An 18,006-nucleotide genomic window follows, 5' to 3' on the forward strand; every position below is an offset into this window, starting at 1 on the left:
CTTAAACTAGCGGTGATAGTTTACGTCGTCCAGGGCGGACGGTGCCCGGCCGGCGAACGCGCGGACCAGCTCGGTACGGGACCGGATGCCGAGCCGGTGGAACACGTTGCGCAGGTGATGGTCCACCGTGCGGGTGGACAGGAACATCCGGGCGGCGATCTCCCGGTTGGTGGCGCCCTCCGCGACCAGCTCGGCGATCCGTAGCTGCTGACCGGTCAACAGCCGTGCCGCCGGCAGGTCTGGCGGACCCACCGACTCGCCGGCCGCCCGCAGCTCCGCGGTGGCCTGCTCGGCCCAGCAGCTCGCCCCGAGCAGGGTGAACGTCTCGCGGGCCCGGTGCAGGTGTGCGCGGGCGTCACGCGGACGCCTGCTGCGGCGCAGCTCCTGACCGAACAGCAACTCGGTGCGTGCCCGCTCGAACGTGCCGGCCTCCATCGGGTGCAGCCGCAGCGCCGTCCGGAACTCCCGCTCGGCCTCGGCGCTGCCCCGGGGCGCGAGCAGCGCGTGACACCGGGCGGAGAGCGCCCGGCGCAACGGGCTCGCCGTGCTGCTGGCCCATCGGTCGAAGACGGCGAGCGCGGCCGTCGCCGCCGGTCGGTGCGCCAGGTGGGCGGCCGCCTCCACCAGGTACGGCGTGGCCATCACCTGCACGAGAACCTGACCCCGGCCGGTACCGAGACGGGCCAGGGACGCCAGTCGGGCCGCCGCCTCGGCGTGCCGTCCGTCGACCAGGTCGAGCACCGCCAGCGCCCACCCGGCGAACGCGTGTGGCCGGCTGCCCGGCGTCGGCGCCTCGCCGATCTCCCGGATCCGCCGCAGACTGGTGTCCCGGTCGGCCCGGACGGCGGCCAGCACGGCGAGCATGCCCAGGTGGACGTTGGCGCAGTTGACCTGGCCGGTGGCGCGGGCGACGCGCAGGCCCTCGCGGGACGTCTCCGCCGCCGCGTCGTGCCGGCCCAACCAGTACTCCGCGACGGCCCGCAGCTCCAGCGCCCGGGACAGCATGGACAGTTCGCCCCGGTCGCGGGCCAGCCCGACGGCGCGCTCGGCGAGCCGGTGCGCCGCGCCGTCCACGGCGACCACCAGGCCGGCCGCCGCCGCGCAGGTGAGCGCGGTCGGGGTCAGCGCCGGCCCGGTCAACCGGCCGCCCAGCACGACGGCACGTCGCAGTGCGGGGCCGGCCCGTTCATGGTCGCCCCGCAGGGTGGCCGCCACCCCGGCGACCAGGGAACTCGTCAACTCGGTCGCCGGCGGGTCGTTCGGGCGCCGCAACGCCCGTGCCCGGCGCCCGACCTCGGCGTACCGGTACTGGTCGCCGGCGAAGCAGACCGCCTCGCCGGCCCGCGCCAGCGCGGCCAACGCGAGAGCGCGGTCGGTGCCGGCCACCGCCCCGGCGGCGGACAGCAGGGTGGCCGACGCGACCGGGGCGGCGTCACACCGCAGCTCCAACTCGCCGCGCAGCAGATCGGCGTGACCGGCGAAGGTTCCGTCCGCGGGGATGGCGCGGAGGCGGTCGAGCAGCAGCCGGGCCTGACCGGGTTGGCCCGCGGTCCAGGCGTACCGGGCGGCGGCCAGCAGGCGGGCGGCCGCTCGGGCCGGCTGGTCGCTGAGTTCGGCGGCCCGGCACAGCGCCGCGGAGGCGGCGGTCCAGCCGCCCTCCCCACCGGCGGCCGCCTGTTCCAGCTCGGTGGCGAGAGCCGGGTCGGCACCCGTCGTCGCGGCGGCGAGGTGCATCGCCCGGCGCAGCCGCTGCCCGTCCGGGTCGAGCACGCTCGCGAGCAGCCGGTGCGCCGCGCGGCGCTCCGCCAGCGGCGCGCTGGCCGCGACCATCGCACGGGCCAGCGGCTGGGGGAACGTGACGCCCCGTGGCTCGACGCGGACCAGGCCAGCGACCTCCGCCGGGGCGAGCGCCTCGACCGTGGCGCCGGCGACCGACGCCGCCCGGATCAGGGTGGCCGGCTGCCCGTCCTCGTCGAGCGCGGCGAGCAGCAGCATCCGTCGGGTGTCCCGCGGCAACCGGTCCAGCCGGGCCCGGTAGGCGCGGCCCAGCGCGCCGTCGGCCGGTGGCGCGCACGGCAGCGGCTCCTCCCCCCGCCCCTGCCCGGGGGTGAGCACCTCGGCGAGGTCCACCAGGGCCTGCGGGTTGCCGCCGCCGACCGCGGCGAGCGCTGCCACCACCGGCGCGGCGGGTCGCTCGGCCAACCGGTCGGTGAGGACGGCGGCACTCTCCCGTTCGTCCAGGGGTCCGAGCCGGTGCGCCGGTATCCCGTCGACCGTGGCGGTGGCGTCGGCGGTGAGCAGGACGGCGACCGGCAGGTGCCGGAGCCGGCGGGCCACGAAGGCCAGCACCCGGGCGGTCTGCCGGTCCCCCCGGTCGACGTCGTCCATGGTGGCGAGCAGCGGGCGGTCCCGTGCGGCGGCGGCGAGCAGCCCGAGCACGGCCATCGACAGTGCCAGCTGGCGGTCGGCCGGGCAGCCCTCTCCGTCCAGCGCGCGCCGCAGCAGACGCCACTGCTGTTCGGGCAGGGCGGTGACCCGATCGAGCAGCGGATCGAGCAGGCGTTGCAGGCCGGCATACGGTAGCGCGGCCTCCTCGGCCAGGCCGGTCGCGGCCAGTACGGCGAAGCGCTCGGCGTACCGGTGGGCGTAGTCGACCAGCGCGGTCCGGCCCGACCCCGGCTCGCCGTGCAGCAGCAGGGCGCCACCGCCGTCGGTCATCCCGTCGAGCAGGTTCCGGACAGCCCGGCACTCGTCGTTGCGGCCGCGCAGCACGGTTATTTGCACTCGTGATGCAGTAACCATGCATTCAGTGTCACCTATTGGTAACCGGATGGAAAGAGGTGGGCGACACCGTGCCGAGGGCCGGCGTCAGCCGGCCGTCACCTCGGCCAGCAGGGCGCCCACCGTACGCGCCATGACCCCGCGGGCCTGGTCCACACCCAGCTCCAGGCCGTCGCGCAACATCGACCAGGCCGGCCACATGCTGGCCGCCACCAGGGCGTTGAGCACCTGCTCCCGCCCCTGGCCGGCCTGCGCCAGCTCGGCGGCGAAGAGCTGCTCGACCTCGTCCCGGACCCGGTCGATGTGCTTGAGGCGGTTGCGGTGCAACTGGTCGGAGACCGGCTCGCGCATCTGCGCGGCCCGCGCCGACGGCGCGATGAGCTGGAGCAGCCGGGCCCGTTGCCGGCAGTACGCGTCGATCCGCTTCGCCAGCGGCAACCCGGTCGAGATCGGCCGGTAGGCCGCGTCCTGCTGACGGAGCACCTCCGCGCCGCTCGCCTCGAAGAGGGTCTCCATGTCCTTGAAGTTGGTCCAGAGGGTCCGCAGCGAGATGCCGGCCCGCTCGGCGATGCGCTCCCCGGTCGGCCGGAGGTCACCCTCGGAGATGAGCGCGAGGTGCGCCTCGACGATGGCCACACGGGTGCGCTCGGCCCGGGCGGTCCGCCCGTCGACCCGGCCCGCCACCTCGACCCCGTCCATCCGTCCCCGCCCCTTCACCGACATGACGTCCCCCGACGCACCGCCGAGTCTAGACAAACGGTGATCATCTGTACCCGGGTGGCCGTCATCCGGCGCGGCCGGTCAGCGTGACGCCGCCGTCGCAGACGAGGGTCTGCCCGGTGATCCAGGCCGCGTCGGCGCAGGCCAGGAAGGCGACCGCGCCGGCCACGTCCTGCGGCAGGCCGAGCCGTCCGAGCGGGTACCGCGCGGCGACCTCGTCCTCCCGGCCCTCGTACAGCGCGGCGGCGAAGCGGGTCTTCACCACGCCGGGGGCGACCGCGTTGACCCGGACGGTCGGCCCCAGCTCCGCGGCGAGGCTGGCGGTGAGGTGGTTGAGCGCGGCCTTGCTCACCCCGTAGAACGCGATGCCGGGCGACGGGCCGAGGCCGGCGATGGACGAGACGTTGACCACGCAGCCACCCCGGTCGGTCATGCCGGCGGCACACACCTCCTGCACCCAGCCGAGCGCGGCGACCAGGTTGACGTCGAGGATCTTGCGCGCCGCCCCCAGGTCGAGCCCGATCAGCGGACCGTGCACGGGGTTGATGCCGGTGTTGTTGACCAGGATGTCCACCGGACCGAACGCGGCGGTGACCTCTCCGACCGCCGCGGCCCGATGCTCGGCGTCGTCGGCACGGCCGGGCACCGCCACGGCGTACGCCGGGCCGCCGAGGGCGGCGACCGCCTCGGCCAGTGCCTCCGGGCGTCGGGCGGTCAGACCCACCCGCGCGCCCTCGGCCACCAACCGCTGGGCGATGGCCAGACCGATCCCCCGACTCGCGCCGGTGACGATGGCGACCCGGCCCACGAGCCGACCTGAATCTGCATTCACGGTGCAGATACTAGGAGCAGCGATCGGTGTCGGTCAACGTCGGGACAGCAGCGTCGGCTCTCGGGCAGCCCCGCACCGGCCGATCGGCGGCCGGCAGCCGATCAAGTCCGGACACGGCGGCGGGCAGCCGTACGACCGGGCGTGGTCACGGCGGTCTGCCGCGCGACCACGCCCGGTCGACTGCCGGGCGTACGGGTGGTCAGGAGACGGTCGGCACCCCGTTCGCCGGCGGCGCCACCGGCGCGGCGGAGTACTCGTTGACCGGCCCGTCCGCCTCGTCCGTCTCGTACGCCGGCCCGAAGTAGCTCTGCACTCCCTTGCTCACCCGGCTCAACCGCTGCCCGCCGTAGCCGGAGTGGTCGTCGGCGGAGAAGCGCAGCGGCACCAGCCCGGGGCCCTGGAAGCCGCCCTTCTGCACGGTCTCGAGCACCTTCTCCCGGGTGAGGTCCTTGCCGGCGGCGAGCAGCACCTGCACGAAGAGGTAGCCGACCGACATGCCGTAGACCGTGTTGCCGTCGAACGGCGCGTCCCCGTTGTGCGACTTGTTGATCCTCATGAAGAGCTGGATCCACGGGTTCGCGGTGTCGTTCTGCATGGGCAGGTAGTTGGTGCCGATCACGCCCTCCAGCAGCGGCGCGGCGGCGCCGAGCTGCTTGGCCAGCGTCGGATGGTCGGCGCCGACGTTGGAGACCAGCCACTGTGGCTTGAAGCCCAGCCGCGCGGCGGTGCCGATGGAGAGCGCGGTGAAGCCGGGCACGGTGGCGAGCATGACGACCTGGCAACCGGCCGCCTTGAACGCGCCGATCTGCGGCGCCACGTTGGTGTTGCTGGTGACGTAGGTCTGCTTGACCGCCACGGTCCCCGGGCCGAGCACCTTCTCCACCCCGGCCAGGCTGTCCCGGCCGAAGTCGTCGTCCTGGCCGAGGAAGCAGACCTTCTGGCCGGCCAGGTTCGCCTTGGCGTAGTTGGCGAGGATCTTGCCCTCGACCGTGTAGTCCGGGTTGAAGCCGAACGTGCCGGGATACTTGTCCGGCTGGTCCCAGCTGCGGCTGCCGGAGGCGACGAAGAGGTCGGGCACCCGGTTGCTCTTGAGGAAGTCGAGCACGCCGGTGTGCGTCGGCGTACCGAGGCCGTTCAGGATGGCGAAGACCTTGTCCTGGAGCACGAGCTGACGGACCACCTGCTGCGTGTTCGCCGGGTTGTAACCGTCGTCCATGATCTTGTAGGTGATCTTCCGACCGTGCACACCGCCGTTGGCGTTGACGTAGTCGAAGTACGCCTTCGTCGCCGGGGCGATCTTGGAGTAGCCGGCCGAGGCCGGGCCGGTGAGCGGCATGTGGGTGCCGACGACGATCTCCGTGTCGGTGACGCCCGGCACCGATCCCCCGCCGGGGCCGGAACCGTCGTCGCCGCTGCAACCGACGGTGGTGATCAGCAGGGCGATGGTGCTGGCGATCGCGAGACCGCGTCGTGCCGTACGGCGCATGGGAAACACCGACCTTTCTCGGTCCGGTTCTCAAATCGAACTTCTGTGGTGGTGGGGCGCCCGGCCGAGGCCGGACCGGAACAGCTCAGGAGCGCCGGGCCGGCAACCGGGCCAGCAGCGCCCGACCCAGACGCGACAGCAGGCCCTGCACGCCGCCGGGAGCGGCGATCATGACGACGATCAGGGTCACTCCGAAGATCGCCAGCGGAAGGTTGCCCTCCAGCCGCTGCGCCACCGCGGGCGAGAGGGTCAGCAACTCGGTCACGGAATGGGTGAGATCGGGCAGGGCGACGAGCAGGACGGCCCCCCACACCGCACCCGCGAGGCGACCCAGACCGCCGATCACCACGGCCATCAGCAGGAAGAGCGACAGGGTCAGCGAGAACGCGCCCGGCGAGACACTCTGCGCGAGCACCGCGAGCAGGGCGCCGCCGAGACCGGCGGTGGCGGCGCTGACCACGAACGCGAGGACCTGGGTACGGGCCACGTGGATACCGGCCAGCCGCGCGGCCACCTCATCGTCGCGGACCGCCCGGAAGGTACGCCCGAAACGACTGCGGATCAGGTTGGCCAGCAGCAACATGGCGAGCAGGGTGGCCGCGCCGGCGAGCCAGAGCTGCCACCGCTCATAGGGGAAGTAGAGGCCGAGCGAAGCCGGTGGTGGCTCCACCGGCACCGACAGCCCCTGCTCGCCGTTGAAGACGCCGTCGAAGGTGACGGCGAGCGCCGGCACGACGATCGCCACGGCGAGGGTGACCCCGGCCAGATAGGGACCGCGCAGCCGGGCCGCGGCGACGCCGACCACCGCGCCGACCACGACCGTGCTGAGGATCGCCGCGCCGAGCGACAGCGGCAGCAGCCAACCACCGGTCATGCCCCGGTCGGCGAACGCGTTCTGGCAGAAGGCCACGGTGTACGCACCGGTCGCCATCAACGCGCCGTGCCCCAGCGAGAGCTGGCCGTTGAGCCCGGTGAGGACGGTCAGCCCCGCGGTGGCACAGAGGTAGGCGGCCACGGTGGCGAGCTGGAAATTGCGGAACGGCTCGACGGCGTAGCTGACCCCGACCAGCAGCAGCGCGGCGGCCAGCGTGAAGGCCAGGTGGCGCAGCAGGGTGGAGCCGCGTCGCCGGTCGACCGGACGCTCGCCGACGCCGTCCGGCTCCCGCGTCGGCGGCAGTGCCGCCCGGGTGGCGCTCACACCCGCCTCGCAGCGACCGGGGCGAACAACCCGCCGGGCCGGACCAGCAGCACCGCCAGCAGCAGGACCAGCACCGCCAACGGCGTGAGGTCGCTGCCGGCGTAGCCGCTGACGTAGGAGAGCAGCAGACCCACCACGAGGCCGCCGACGACCGCCCCTGGTGGACTGTCCAGGCCGCCGACCACCGCCGCGGTGAACGCCGAGACGAAGACCAGGTCCATGGCGTGCGGGTGCAGGCCGAGCTCGGTGGGGATGACCAGCATGGCGGCCAGCGCGCCCACGCCCGACGCGAGCGCCCAGCCGAGGGTCAGCATGCCACCGACGTTGACGCCGAGCAGACGGGAGACCTCGGGGGCGAAGGCTGCCGCGCGCATCCGCAACCCGACCGGGGTACGGGCGAACATCCAGGCCAGCCCGCTGACCACCACCCCGATCGCCGCGAAGACGAACAGGTCGTACGGCGAGAGCACGGCGACCCCGCCCACACTGAGGGCGGACCGGCTGAACGGCGCCTCGGCGGGCCGGAACTCGCTGCCGTACACCATGCCCAGGACGGCCTGGATCAGCAGCACCAGCCCGAGCGCGACGATCACCGGGTTGAGCGGCGACGTGTGGTCCACGAAGCGCATCACGGCACGGTCGACCAGCGCGCCGAGCAGCAGCCCGGCGACGATGGCGACCACGAAGCCCAGCCAGTACGAGCCGGTCTCGGCGGACACGGTGTAGGCGACGTACGCGGCGGCGACGGCCATCGCCCCCTGGGCGAAGTTGACGACCCGCGCCGCCCGCCAGATGAGCACCAGGGCCAGCGCGAACGCGGCGTACACCGCGCCCCGGGACAGGCCGTCGATGGTGAGGAAGACGAAGCGGTCCAACAGTCCTCCTTTCTGGGGACGAGGTGGTGGTCAGAAACCGAGGTACGCGTGCCGCAGCTCGACGTCGTCGCGGAGCGTGGCGGCCGGGGCGGCGGTCACCACCCGGCCGAGGGACATCACCACGCCCTGGTCGGCGATGGCGAGCGCGCTGCGCACGTTCTGCTCGACCAGCAGCACGGTCAGGCCGGTCTGGTCGCGTAGTTGACGGAGCAGAGCCATCGTCCGGGCCACCACCCGCGGCGCCAGGCCGAGCGACGGCTCGTCGAGCAGCAGCAGGCGGGGCCGGCCGACCAGCGCCCGGCCGAGCGCCAGCATCTGACGCTCGCCACCGGAGAGCTGATGGCCGAGATGCCGACGGCGCCGGGCCAGCGGCTCGAACAGCTCATAGACCTCGTCGAGGGCGCGACCGGCGTCGGCCCGGTCGCGTCGCCACAGCCCGCCGAGCCGCAGATTCTCGTCGACGGTGAGCTCGCTGATCACGCCCCGCCCCTCCGGCACGTGCGCCATGCCGCGCCGGACGAGCTGCTCCACCGGCGTCCCACGCAGGTCCTCCCCGGCGAGAAGGACCTGGCCGGCGACGGGACGGATCATGCCGGAGAGCGCGCGCAGCAGAGTGGTCTTGCCGGCGCCGTTCGCGCCGACCACCGCGGCGATGGTGCCGGCCGGGACGGTGAGGTCGATGGCCTGGAGCACGGGCGCGGCGCCGTACCCGGCCACCAACCCGCGCACCACGAGCAGGTCGGAGGCGCTGGTGGTGCCGCCTTTCGTTCGCGACTGCGGGGCTCGCAAACCCGGCTCACTCCTCGCGCTCACGGGGTGCCGCCTTTCGTTCGCGACTGCGGGGCTCGCAAACCCGGCTCACTCCTCGCGCTCACGTGGTGACCTCGTCGACGGCGGCTCCGAGATAGGCGTCGGTGACCGCCGGGTCGTCGCGGATCTCGTCGGGCGGGCCGGCGGCGATCACCTTGCCGAAGTCCAGCACCACGATCTCGTCGCAGACGGCCATCACCAGGTCCATGTGGTGCTCGACCAGCAGCACCGCGCAGGGGTCGGCGTCCCGCCGGGGAAGCTGCCGAACCAGCTCCGCCAGCTCGGTGATGTCGTCGGCCCCGAGACCACCGGCGGGTTCGTCGAGCAGGAGCAGCCGGGGCCGGGCGGCGAGCGCGCGGGCCAGGGCGACCCGCTGGCGTACGGCGAAGGGCAGGGTGGTCGGCGCGGCGTCGGCGTGCCCGGCGATGCCCAGGTCGTCGAGGATGTCCAGGGCGTGCTGGCGCAGCCGCCGCTCGTCACGGTCGCTGCTGGGCAGACCGAGCAACGCCGGGACGAAGCCGGCCCGTGCGGTGTGCGAGGCGCCGGTCATCACGTTCTCCAGCACGGTGAGCCCGGCGAAGAGCCCGGTCCCCTGCAGGGTCCGGGCGATGCCGAGCCGGGTCAGCCGGTGGGGTCGTGGCCGCAGTGGCTGGCCGTCGAGGGTGAGCGATCCCGTCTCCGGCGCGACGAAGCCGCAGATCACGTTGAACAACGTGGTCTTGCCGGCGCCGTTGGGCCCGATGACGCCCACCACCCGGTTGGGTGCCACCCGCAGCGACACGTCGTCGAGGGCGGTGAGGCCGCCGAAACGTACGCCGATGTGGTGTAGTTCGAGACCGCGATCCATCACCCATCCCTCTGTTGTGGCGGGTGTTATTTACACTCGCAGTGTACGTTTCTCGGGTACCGCGTCAAGACCTTCAATGTGCCCGCACCAGACACGCGAACGGGGCGGCCGCCACCGGCGACCGCCCCGTGGTCACGCTCAGGCGCTGGGGCAGGTGTTGCGGTACTCCTCGATCTGCAGGCCGCTCGGCCCCGGGCAGAGGAAGGGCTCGTAGCGGGTGTCGTTGTCGACGAACCGCTTCAGCCAGGCCACCATCTGCCGCGCGGTCGGCGTGTTCACCGACTGCGGGAAGAAGTGGCTCGCCCCGTTCAGCTCCAGGTACGCCTTCTCGGCGGAGGCCGGGATGCTGTTGTAGAACGGCTCCGAGTGCGACGAGACCGGGGCGACGGTGTCGCTCTCGCCGCCGATGATCAGGGTGGGCACCCGCAGCTCGGTCCAGCTCTTGTCGGTGTTCCACGGCGCGAGCGGCACCGCCGCCTGCAACGACGGCCGCGCGGAGGCCGCCTCCAGGCTGCCGCCGCCGCCCATCGAGTGGCCGGCGACCGCGAGCCGACTGCCGTCGATCCGGGTACGCACCGAGCTGCGCTCGACCAGGTAGTCGAGCGCGGCGAGCAGTTGGCGGCCCCGGCTGTCCGGCTGGTCCAGTCGGGAGTTGGTCTCGATGCCGATCACCACGAAGCCGTGCGAGGCGAGCCGCGGCCCGAGCCAGCTGATGCTGGACCAGGCGGCGGTGAAGCCCGGCGAGATGGCGATGGCGCCGAACGTCCCCTCGCTGGTGCTGGTCGGGTAGTAGATGACGCCGCCGCCGAAGCCGGAGACGCTGAGCGAGGACACGTTCTGCGAGGACGTGGCGAAGGGACCGCGGCTGGCCTCCAGGATCGCGGTGGTCGGGGCGGGGCCCCGCTCGTACGGGTTCTCCGCCGCCTGCGCGGCGCCGGAGGGTCCGGCCAGGAGACCGCCGGCGACCAGGGCGGCGGCCATCGCGAGCCGGGCGGCTCGGGCGGCCATGGAACGGGGACGGGTGGTGGTTGGTGACGACACGTCGGGCACTCCCTAGAGTCGAGGGATATCGACGTGCGTCAGTGTTGGCGTCCCCGTCCGGTCACCGCATCGGTGAAATCACCAGTCCCGCCGGCCGGCCCGCCGACGAGCCCGCGCCACCACCGCGGCGCGGCGCTCACGGCGGGCGCCCTCGCCCCGCCGGTGAGCACACGGCGGGGCGTTTGATGCGTTTTGACCCTCAGGCCAGGGGTAGGGAGTCAGGAAGCTGCTCACACACGCTCCATGGAGAGGTTCGTTCATAGTGGATTCCAGCAAGCCCGCCGAAGCGGTCAAGCACGCCGTGAAGACGGCCTCAGAGAAGATCGCCGACATCCTGACGCCGGACGTCCCGGGTGCACCGGGCAGCGCGCCGCCGACCGTCGAGGAGCCCACGACGCCGCACGACCCGCTCCCGCCGAAGAAGGAGCAGGGCGCCCCGCAGACCCGCACGCCGACCGGCGCGGAGACCGGCGCGCCGACGACCGCCAACGGTCAGCAGGGCGCCTTCCTCACCACCGCACAGGGAGCGCGGCTCCGCGACACCGACCACTCCCTCAAGGCCGGACCACGCGGCCCCGTCCTGCTCCAGGACCATCACCTGCGCGAGAAGATCACGCACTTCGACCATGAGCGCATTCCCGAGCGCGTGGTGCACGCCCGTGGCACCGGCGCACACGGCGTCTTCACCGCGTACGGCACCGCGGAGGGAGTCACGAGGGCCGGCTTCCTCAAGAAGGGACGGCAGACCGAGGTCTTCGTCCGGTTCTCCACCGTCCTCGGCTCGCGCGGTTCCGCCGACACCGTCCGCGACACCCGCGGTTTCGCGACCAAGTTCTACACCGACGAGGGCACGTTCGACCTGGTCGGCAACAACATCCCGGTCTTCTTCATCCAGGACGCCATCAAGTTCCCCGACATCATCCACGCCGGCAAGCCGCACCCGGACCGGGAGATCCCGCAGGCGCAGAGCGCACACGACACCTTCTGGGACTTCGTCTCGCTGCACACCGAGGCGCAGCACCACACGATCTGGAACATGTCCGACCGGGGCATCCCGCGGTCGTACCGGACGATGGAGGGCTTCGGCGTCCACACCTTCCGCCTCGTCAACGAGGCCGGGGAGACGGCGCTGGCCAAGTTCCACTGGAAGCCCAAGCTCGGCGTGCACTCCCTGACCTGGGAGGAGGCACAGATGCTGGGCGGCGTGGACCCGGACTTCCACCGCCGGGACCTCTACGACGCCATCGAGGCCGGCGCGTTTCCGGAATGGGAACTCGGCATCCAGGTCTTCCCGGACACCCCCGAGGAGACCTTCGCGGGGATCGACCTGCTGGACCCGACGAAGATCGTGCCGGAGGAGTTGGCACCGGTGCAGCCCGTCGGGACACTGACGCTCAACCGGACGCCGACGAACTTCTTCGCGGAGACCGAGCAGGTCGCCTTCCACCTCGGCCACCTCCCGCCGGGCATCGACGTCACGAACGACCCGCTGCTGCAGGGCCGGCTGTTCTCGTACGTCGACACGCAGCTCACCCGGCTCGGCGGACCGAACTTCTCCCAGATCCCGATCAACCGGCCGCACGCCCCGGTCAACGACATGCTCCGCGACGGCTTCCACCAGCACGCCGTCCACGCGGGGGTCGCGCCGTACCGGCCGAACTCGCTCGACGGCGGCAACCCGTTCCCGGCGGGCGATGACGAACACGCGTTCCTCGACGTGCCGGTGAAGGTCGCGGAGGCGCCCAAGGTCCGCGCGAACCCCGCCTCGTTCGACGACCACTTCAGCCAGGCGCGCCTGTTCTGGCTGAGCATGTCGCCGGTCGAGAAGGAGCACATCATCCGCGCCTACACCTTCGAGCTGGGCAAGTGCTACCACCAGGCGATCAAGGAACGCCAGCTCCAGTGCCTCGCCAACATCGACCCGGTGCTGTGCGCGCAGGTCGCCACCGGTCTGGGCCTGCCCGCGCCGGAGCCGACCGTGCCGCTCGCCGACGCCACGCCCAGCCCCGCGCTGTCGCAGGTCGGCGGGGAGTGGCCGGCCGACGGCCGCATGATCGGGATCGTCGTCGACCCCGATTCCGACCTCGACGGCGTCAACCAGGTACGCGAAGCCGTGTTCGAGGCCGGCATGGTGCCCCTCCTGATCGCCCCGCACGGCGGCATGGTCGGCAACTTGCCCGTACAGCGGACCTTCGCCACCGGTCGATCTGTCGAGTTCGACGCGCTCCTGCTGGCCGGGGCGCCGGCGCCCGCCCCCGATGCCATCCCCGCCCGCGACGACAAGGCGGGGACGCCGGACCGGACCACCGTGGATCCCCGCGTGCTGCTTCTCGTCCAGGAGTGCTGGCGGCACGCCAAGGCGATCGGCGCCTGGGGCGCCGGCGGCAGCGTGCTGGAGCAGGCCGGCGTGACCGGCACTCCCGGTGTCGTCACGGCCGGCACCGGCGTCGAAGCCCTGAGTGCGGTACGGCAGCTGATGGCCGCGCACCGCGTGTGGGACCGGTTCCCCGCCTCGGTCGCCTGACACGACCAACCGTCGACGAGGGCTGTCCTCCGGTTCGCCCGGAGGTCAGCCCTCGTCAGCGTGGTTCACCACGCGTTGTCGTGAGCGAGCACCCGGTTGATCGCCGCACGGATGTACGGGGGAATTCGCAGCTCCGGGAGGCGCTGCGGCGGAAAGAATCGCAACTCGACACCCTCGGAGAGGATGAGTCGTTCCGGTCGGCCGGTCCAGCGCCCGGCGAAGAAGGTGATCAGCTGTCCCGACCCGAACTCGTCCCTGATTTGAAAGAGCTCAACGAACCCGTCGGCGGTCAGACCCGCCTCCTCGGCGAGTTCACGCTCGATGGCCGCACGCGGGCTCTCCCCCGGATCGCAACCCCCACCCAGGACGCTCCAGTAGCCGGGCCAGGAGATCCCCGGGATGTCGTCCCGCAGGTGCAGAAGAAGATTGCCGACATCGTCGAAGATCAGGGCGACCGCGCCCTGCGGCTCCTCAGACGTCATGCCGCGACCGCCTCCATCGGGTGGTGGAACCTGCTCTTCCTGACAGCAGATTTCGACGGACGACGTCGGCCTTTGTGTGCCTCGGACCATTCCCGTCGACCAGAGTCAGCCGATGTCGGCCAACCGCGGCAGCACCTCGTCGCCGAGCCGCCGGGCGAACTCCACCGGGTGGCGTTCCGGCGTGACCTGCACCTCGGTGACCCCGAGCGCGGCGTACGAGGACACCTCGGCGAGGAACGCGTCGACGTCGACCAGGGGCGGCTGATGGGCGACCACGGTCTTGGCGATCATGTCGTAGTCACGGCCCTCCGCGTCGCAGTGCCCCCGCAGCACGTCCAACTTCCGCGCCACGTCGTCGGCGCCGGCGGCCGTGCCGAACAGGTTGCAGGCGTCGGCGTACCGGGCGACCAGGAGCAGGGTCTTCTTCTCGCCACCGCCGCCGATCATGATGGGCGGGTGCGGGCGGCTCAACGGCTGCGGCGAGTTGATCGTCTCGGCGAGCTGGTAGTGCCGTCCGGCGAACGGCCCGTTGTCGTCGCTCCACATCTGCCGCACGATGCGCAGCGTCTCCTCCAGCCGCTCGAACCGTTCGGCCACGGGGACCACGGGGACGCCGAGCCCGCGCTGCTCCCGCTCGTACCAGGACGCGCCGATCCCGAGCCGGGCCCGGCCGCCGGAGAGCACGTCGAGGGTCGTCACGGTCTTGGCGAGCAGCCCCGGATACCGGTACATCACGCCGGTGACCAGCACGCCCAGCGTCATCCGTTGCGTCTTCGCCGCGACGAAGCCCAGCGTGGTGTACGCCTCCAGCATCGGCTCCTCGGCCGCCGCCACCGCCTCCATCTGGAAGAAGTGGTCCATCACCGTGAACGACGCGACGCCGGCCTGCTCGGCGGTGGTCGCCGCCTCGGCCAGGGTCGGTGCGATCGCCGCCGCCTCGGCCGGGGTCGAGTAGGTCCAGTAGTGCAGTCCGAGTTTCATCCCTCGCCACCTCCGCACCGAGCCTAGTGGCCCCGCCGACATCCATTACCGGTTCATGACACTTCACGGATCACCCGGGGATATCCGACTGACACCTTCGGTCGGGTGATCCGACAGCCGACAACCACCGACGCCCGGCCACCCGAGCATGAGCCCGACGGTACGCACGTCCGGTTCCGCCACCGGAGGCACCGGACGCTGTCCGGCACCACCCCGGGACGGCCACACCGAGCGGAGTGGGCCGACGCCGCGAAGGGCGTCTGCATCATCCTGGTCGTTCTGTGGCACGTGGTGGTCAAGGACTACCTGCAGATCGACTGGCACATCGGCGTACCGGTGCCGGGTCTGTGGGGAACGGTGGGTGAGCAGTTCCTGCCGCTGCGGATGCCGCTGTTCTTCACCATCTCCGGTGTCTTCGCGGCGAACGCCGTCCAGCGGCCCTGGCGGGTCGTCGCCCGCAGCCGGATCGCGGGGTTCCTCTACCTGTACGCCGCCTGGCTGCTGATCCACACCGCGATCCTCGCCGCGGTCCCGGACTTCCCGACCGACCGGGCCACGTCGGTCCCCGGTCTGCTGGAGCAGCTCACCGTCACGCCCTCCAACCTCTGGTACCTGTACGCGCTGGCGCTCTACTTCACGATCGCCAAGGTCGCCCGTCGGGCCCCCCGCGTACTGGTTCTCGCACCCGCCGCGACGCTGTCCGCCGTCGCCGCCGCCGGCCTGCTCGCCACACCCGGCAACCGCGCCGGCCTGTACCAGAACCTGATCTTCTTTCTCGCCGGCCTGCACCTGCGCCCCCGGATCGAACGCTGGGCGGCCACCGCCACCGGGCGCCGGCTCGCGCTGACCTCGGCCGCCTACGTCCTCGCGCTCGCCGCGATGGCGGCGGCCGGCGCGCAGCGATGGTTCGGCGTGTGGCCGGTGGTCTCCGTCGTGGCGGTCGCCTTCGGCATCACGGCCGCCGCCCGGCTGGGCCGGTGGCCCGCCCTCAGCACCCGGCTCGCCACGCTCGGCCGCAGCACCCTGCCCATCTACGTCATCCACATGCCGGTGCTGGCGCTGCTGCACCGGCTGCTGCTCGGGCCGGTCTCCGGGCTCGACCAGGTCGGCCAGGGCCTGCTCGTGCTCAGCTACCCGATCGTGCTGACCGGGCTCGTGATCGGCGCAAGCCTGACCATCCACCGCGGCCTCCTGGCGGTCCACGCGCGCTGGCTGTTCGCCCTCCCCGAACACCGGCGGGTGGAGGCGGCCGGATGAGCGCCCTGGGCGAGGCGGTGATCGACCTCGACGCGATCGCCAACAACGTGCGGACGATCGCGGCGGTCGCCGGCACCCCGCTGATGGCCGTGGTGAAGGCGGACGGGTTCGGCCACGGCGCGGTGCCGGTCGCGCGGGCCGCGCTGCGTGCCGGCGCCGGCTGGCTCGGGGTGACCTCCGCGTCCGAGGCGCTGGCCCTGCGTGCGGCGGGCATCACCGCACCCACGCTGAGCTGGTTGCACCGCCCCGACGACGACTTCGGCCAGTTGATCGCCGCCGGCGTCGACATCGGCGTGTCGACCACGACCCACCTGCACGCTGTCGTCGACGCCGCCCACCGGCTCAGCGTGCCGGCGACGGTGCAGCTCAAGGCGGACACCGGGCTGTCCCGCAACGGGGCCGCCGGCGACGACTGGCCCGAACTGGTCGGCTGGGCCCGCAAGTACGAGGTGGAGGGCGGGGTCCGGGTGCGCGGCGTGTGGTCGCACCTGACCGACGCCGACGAACCGGGCAGCCCCCGGCTCGTCCCTCAGGTGGCGGCCTTCGAGGAGGCGCTGCGGGTCGCCCGGTCCGCCGGCCTCGACCCGGACCTGGTGCACCTGGCCAACTCCGCGGCCGCGCTGGCGGCGCCCCGGACCCGCTTCGATCTCTGCCGGATCGGGCTCGCGCTGTACGGCGTGGATCCGTTCGGCCCGAACGGTCCCGGCGACGTCGGGCTACACGCCGCCATGACCCTGCGTACGACCGTGGTCAACGTGAAGCGGGTGCCGGCCGGAACCGGTGTCTCCTACGGACCCGGGTACGTGACCCGCGCCCCGACCACCCTGGCCCTGCTGCCGCTCGGCTACGCCGACGGCCTGACCCGGGCCGCCGAGGGCCGCGCCGAGGTGTGGCTGGGCGGCCGGCGTCGCCCGATCGTCGGACGCATCGCCATGGACCAGTGCGTGGTCGACGCGGGCGACCGTCCCGTGGCGATCGGGGATCCGGTCGTGGTGTTCGGCCCCGGACACGGGGACCGTGCCCAGCCGACGGTCGCCGATTGGGCGCGGTGGGCCGGCACGAACCCACACGAGATCTTGACCGGTGTCGGGGCCCGGGTGGCCCGCGACCACCTCCAGGAAAGGGCGGAAACGTCATGACGATCCGACTGGCAGTGCTGTACGGCGGGCAGAGCGGCGAGCACGAGGTGTCCCGCCGCTCGGCGGAGAGCATCCTCACCGGCCTGGACCGCAAGAGGTACCAGGTCACCGAGGTGCTCATCGGTCGGGACGGCGGGTGGCACGTCGACGGCCGTGCGGTACCACTCCCCCTGGCGCTGCGCGTGCTGCGCGCCCAGGACGTGGTGTTCCCGGCCCTGCACGGCCCGTACGGCGAGGACGGCACCGTCGCGTCGCTGCTGGAGTGGCTCGGGGTGCCGTACGTCGGCAACGGCGTCTTCGCGAGCGCGGCCGGCATGGACAAGGGCGTCACCAAACGCCTGCTCGCCGCGGAGGGCCTGCGGGTCAGCCCCGGGGTGACCCTGCGTCCCGGCGAGGAGCTGTCCCCGGCCGAGCAGCGACGGCTGGGCCTGCCGGTGTTCGTCAAGCCCGCCCGGGCCGGCTCCAGCCTGGGCGTGGTCAAGGTGACCGACTGGGCGCGATTTCCCGCCGCGCTGCGGCAGGCCCGGGAGGTCGACCCGAAGGTGCTGGTCGAGCAGGGTGCGCGGGGACGGGAGATCGACGTGGCCGTCCTCCAGCATCCCGACGGCCGGGTGCAGGCCGGGCCACCGTTGGAGATCAGGGTGGCCGGCGCCGGCTTCTTCGACTACGACGCGAAGTACGACGGCGGGGCGGTCTTCCAGATCCCCGCCCCGCTCGACCCGGCCACCACCGAGGTGCTTCAGGACCGCGCGATCCGCGCCTTCGACGCTCTCGACTGCCGCGGGTTGCTGCGCGTCGACTTCTTCCTGCCCACGCAGGGGTCCACCGAGCCCATCGTGAACGAGGTGAACACGTTCCCGGGGTTCACCACCGCGTCGCAGTTCCCCCAGATCTGGCAGCAGGCGGGGGTCGGGTTCGCCAGCCTGCTCGACATCCTGATCTCCGGTGCGCTGACCAGTCCGGGCCGGATCCGGGCCGGCGGGCTGCCCCGGCCGGCACGGGCGGTCGACCTGGTCTGAGGGGCCGTCGCCCC

At 72.7% G+C, this 18,006-nt stretch carries 15 protein-coding genes; 4 read left to right on the plus strand and 11 right to left on the minus strand.

All coding sequences use genetic code 11. The features are described from left to right. Positions 1-6: 6 nt before the first annotated feature. The 9 genes from EAD98_RS19890 to EAD98_RS19930 form a co-directional block, all read right to left on the minus strand. A complete protein-coding gene (locus tag EAD98_RS19890; protein ID WP_121655555.1) occupies positions 7-2,802 on the minus strand; it encodes a LuxR family transcriptional regulator in 2,796 nt (931 codons plus the stop codon). Positions 2,803-2,868: 66 nt separating this feature from the next. Beyond that, on the minus strand, positions 2,869-3,480 hold the full coding sequence (locus EAD98_RS19895; protein WP_121655556.1) for a TetR/AcrR family transcriptional regulator: 612 nt from the start codon (positions 3,478-3,480) through the stop codon (positions 2,869-2,871). Positions 3,481-3,565: 85 nt separating this feature from the next. Beyond that, positions 3,566-4,333 carry an SDR family oxidoreductase gene (locus EAD98_RS19900; protein WP_199723469.1) on the minus strand — a complete coding sequence of 256 codons (768 nt, stop codon included), beginning with the start codon at positions 4,331-4,333 and terminating at the stop codon, positions 3,566-3,568. Positions 4,334-4,532: 199 nt separating this feature from the next. Beyond that, a complete protein-coding gene (locus EAD98_RS19905) occupies positions 4,533-5,819 on the minus strand; it encodes an ABC transporter substrate-binding protein (protein ID WP_121655558.1) in 1,287 nt (428 codons plus the stop codon). Positions 5,820-5,904: 85 nt separating this feature from the next. Next, positions 5,905-7,017 carry a branched-chain amino acid ABC transporter permease gene (locus tag EAD98_RS19910; protein WP_121655559.1) on the minus strand — a complete coding sequence of 371 codons (1,113 nt, stop codon included), beginning with the start codon at positions 7,015-7,017 and terminating at the stop codon, positions 5,905-5,907. Then, positions 7,014-7,892, minus strand: coding sequence for a branched-chain amino acid ABC transporter permease (locus EAD98_RS19915; protein WP_121655560.1), 879 nt, complete (start codon positions 7,890-7,892; stop codon positions 7,014-7,016). The genes EAD98_RS19910 and EAD98_RS19915 overlap by 4 nt, the downstream gene beginning before the upstream one ends. 30 nt (positions 7,893-7,922) lie before the next feature. Then, positions 7,923-8,630, minus strand: coding sequence for an ABC transporter ATP-binding protein (locus tag EAD98_RS19920; RefSeq protein ID WP_121655598.1), 708 nt, complete (start codon positions 8,628-8,630; stop codon positions 7,923-7,925). 133 nt (positions 8,631-8,763) lie between these two features. Further along, positions 8,764-9,549, minus strand: coding sequence for an ABC transporter ATP-binding protein (locus EAD98_RS19925; protein ID WP_121655561.1), 786 nt, complete (start codon positions 9,547-9,549; stop codon positions 8,764-8,766). Positions 9,550-9,687: 138 nt separating this feature from the next. Continuing rightward, complete coding sequence (locus tag EAD98_RS19930; RefSeq protein ID WP_233583900.1) at positions 9,688-10,530, minus strand: alpha/beta hydrolase; 843 nt, start codon at positions 10,528-10,530, stop codon at positions 9,688-9,690. A 322-nt stretch (positions 10,531-10,852) separates the two neighbouring features. Here EAD98_RS19930 and EAD98_RS19935 point away from each other — a divergent pair, with 322 nt between their 5' ends. Continuing rightward, positions 10,853-13,114, plus strand: a complete 2,262-nt coding sequence (locus tag EAD98_RS19935; RefSeq protein ID WP_121655563.1) for a catalase — start codon at positions 10,853-10,855, stop codon at positions 13,112-13,114. A 65-nt stretch (positions 13,115-13,179) separates the two neighbouring features. Here the strand turns inward: EAD98_RS19935 and EAD98_RS19940 are convergent, their stop codons facing one another. Together EAD98_RS19940 and EAD98_RS19945 are read right to left on the minus strand one after the other, a co-directional pair. Next, the gene (locus tag EAD98_RS19940; protein WP_121655564.1) at positions 13,180-13,596 is read right to left on the minus strand and encodes an NUDIX domain-containing protein; all 417 of its coding nucleotides are present in this window, start codon (positions 13,594-13,596) and stop codon (positions 13,180-13,182) included. Between the two features lie 105 nt (positions 13,597-13,701). Then, positions 13,702-14,577: an LLM class F420-dependent oxidoreductase gene (locus EAD98_RS19945; RefSeq protein ID WP_121655565.1), complete on the minus strand. Its 876-nt coding sequence runs from the start codon at positions 14,575-14,577 to the stop codon at positions 13,702-13,704. Between the two features lie 105 nt (positions 14,578-14,682). Here EAD98_RS19945 and EAD98_RS19950 point away from each other — a divergent pair, with 105 nt between their 5' ends. The 3 genes from EAD98_RS19950 to EAD98_RS19960 are packed head-to-tail and all read left to right on the plus strand — an operon-like array spanning position 14,683 to position 17,992. Next, positions 14,683-15,834: an acyltransferase gene (locus tag EAD98_RS19950; RefSeq protein ID WP_121655566.1), complete on the plus strand. Its 1,152-nt coding sequence runs from the start codon at positions 14,683-14,685 to the stop codon at positions 15,832-15,834. Beyond that, positions 15,831-16,973: an alanine racemase gene (gene alr, locus EAD98_RS19955; protein ID WP_121655567.1), complete on the plus strand. Its 1,143-nt coding sequence runs from the start codon at positions 15,831-15,833 to the stop codon at positions 16,971-16,973. The genes EAD98_RS19950 and alr overlap by 4 nt, the downstream gene beginning before the upstream one ends. Continuing rightward, on the plus strand, positions 16,970-17,992 hold the full coding sequence (locus tag EAD98_RS19960; protein ID WP_121655568.1) for a D-alanine--D-alanine ligase family protein: 1,023 nt from the start codon (positions 16,970-16,972) through the stop codon (positions 17,990-17,992). The genes alr and EAD98_RS19960 overlap by 4 nt, the downstream gene beginning before the upstream one ends. Positions 17,993-18,006 lie beyond the last annotated feature (14 nt).

Source organism: Micromonospora sp. CV4, from assembly GCF_003667455.1.
Taxonomy (GTDB): Bacteria; Actinomycetota; Actinomycetes; order Mycobacteriales; family Micromonosporaceae; genus Micromonospora.

Excerpts from the sequence above, each read along its gene's own strand:
- alr (WP_121655567.1), top strand. The coding sequence starts at position 15,831 with ATGAGCGCCCTGGGCGAGGCGGTGATCGACCTCGACGCGATCGCCAAC.
- EAD98_RS19890 (WP_121655555.1), bottom strand. The coding sequence starts at position 2,802 with ATGGTTACTGCATCACGAGTGCAAATAACCGTGCTGCGCGGCCGCAAC.
- EAD98_RS19895 (WP_121655556.1), bottom strand. The coding sequence starts at position 3,480 with ATGGACGGGGTCGAGGTGGCGGGCCGGGTCGACGGGCGGACCGCCCGG.
- EAD98_RS19945 (WP_121655565.1), bottom strand. The coding sequence starts at position 14,577 with ATGAAACTCGGACTGCACTACTGGACCTACTCGACCCCGGCCGAGGCG.
- EAD98_RS19925 (WP_121655561.1), bottom strand. The coding sequence starts at position 9,549 with ATGGATCGCGGTCTCGAACTACACCACATCGGCGTACGTTTCGGCGGC.
- EAD98_RS19930 (WP_233583900.1), bottom strand. The coding sequence starts at position 10,530 with ATGGCCGCCGCCCTGGTCGCCGGCGGTCTCCTGGCCGGACCCTCCGGC.
- EAD98_RS19940 (WP_121655564.1), bottom strand. The coding sequence starts at position 13,596 with ATGACGTCTGAGGAGCCGCAGGGCGCGGTCGCCCTGATCTTCGACGAT.
- EAD98_RS19905 (WP_121655558.1), bottom strand. The coding sequence starts at position 5,819 with ATGCGCCGTACGGCACGACGCGGTCTCGCGATCGCCAGCACCATCGCC.
- EAD98_RS19960 (WP_121655568.1), top strand. The coding sequence starts at position 16,970 with ATGACGATCCGACTGGCAGTGCTGTACGGCGGGCAGAGCGGCGAGCAC.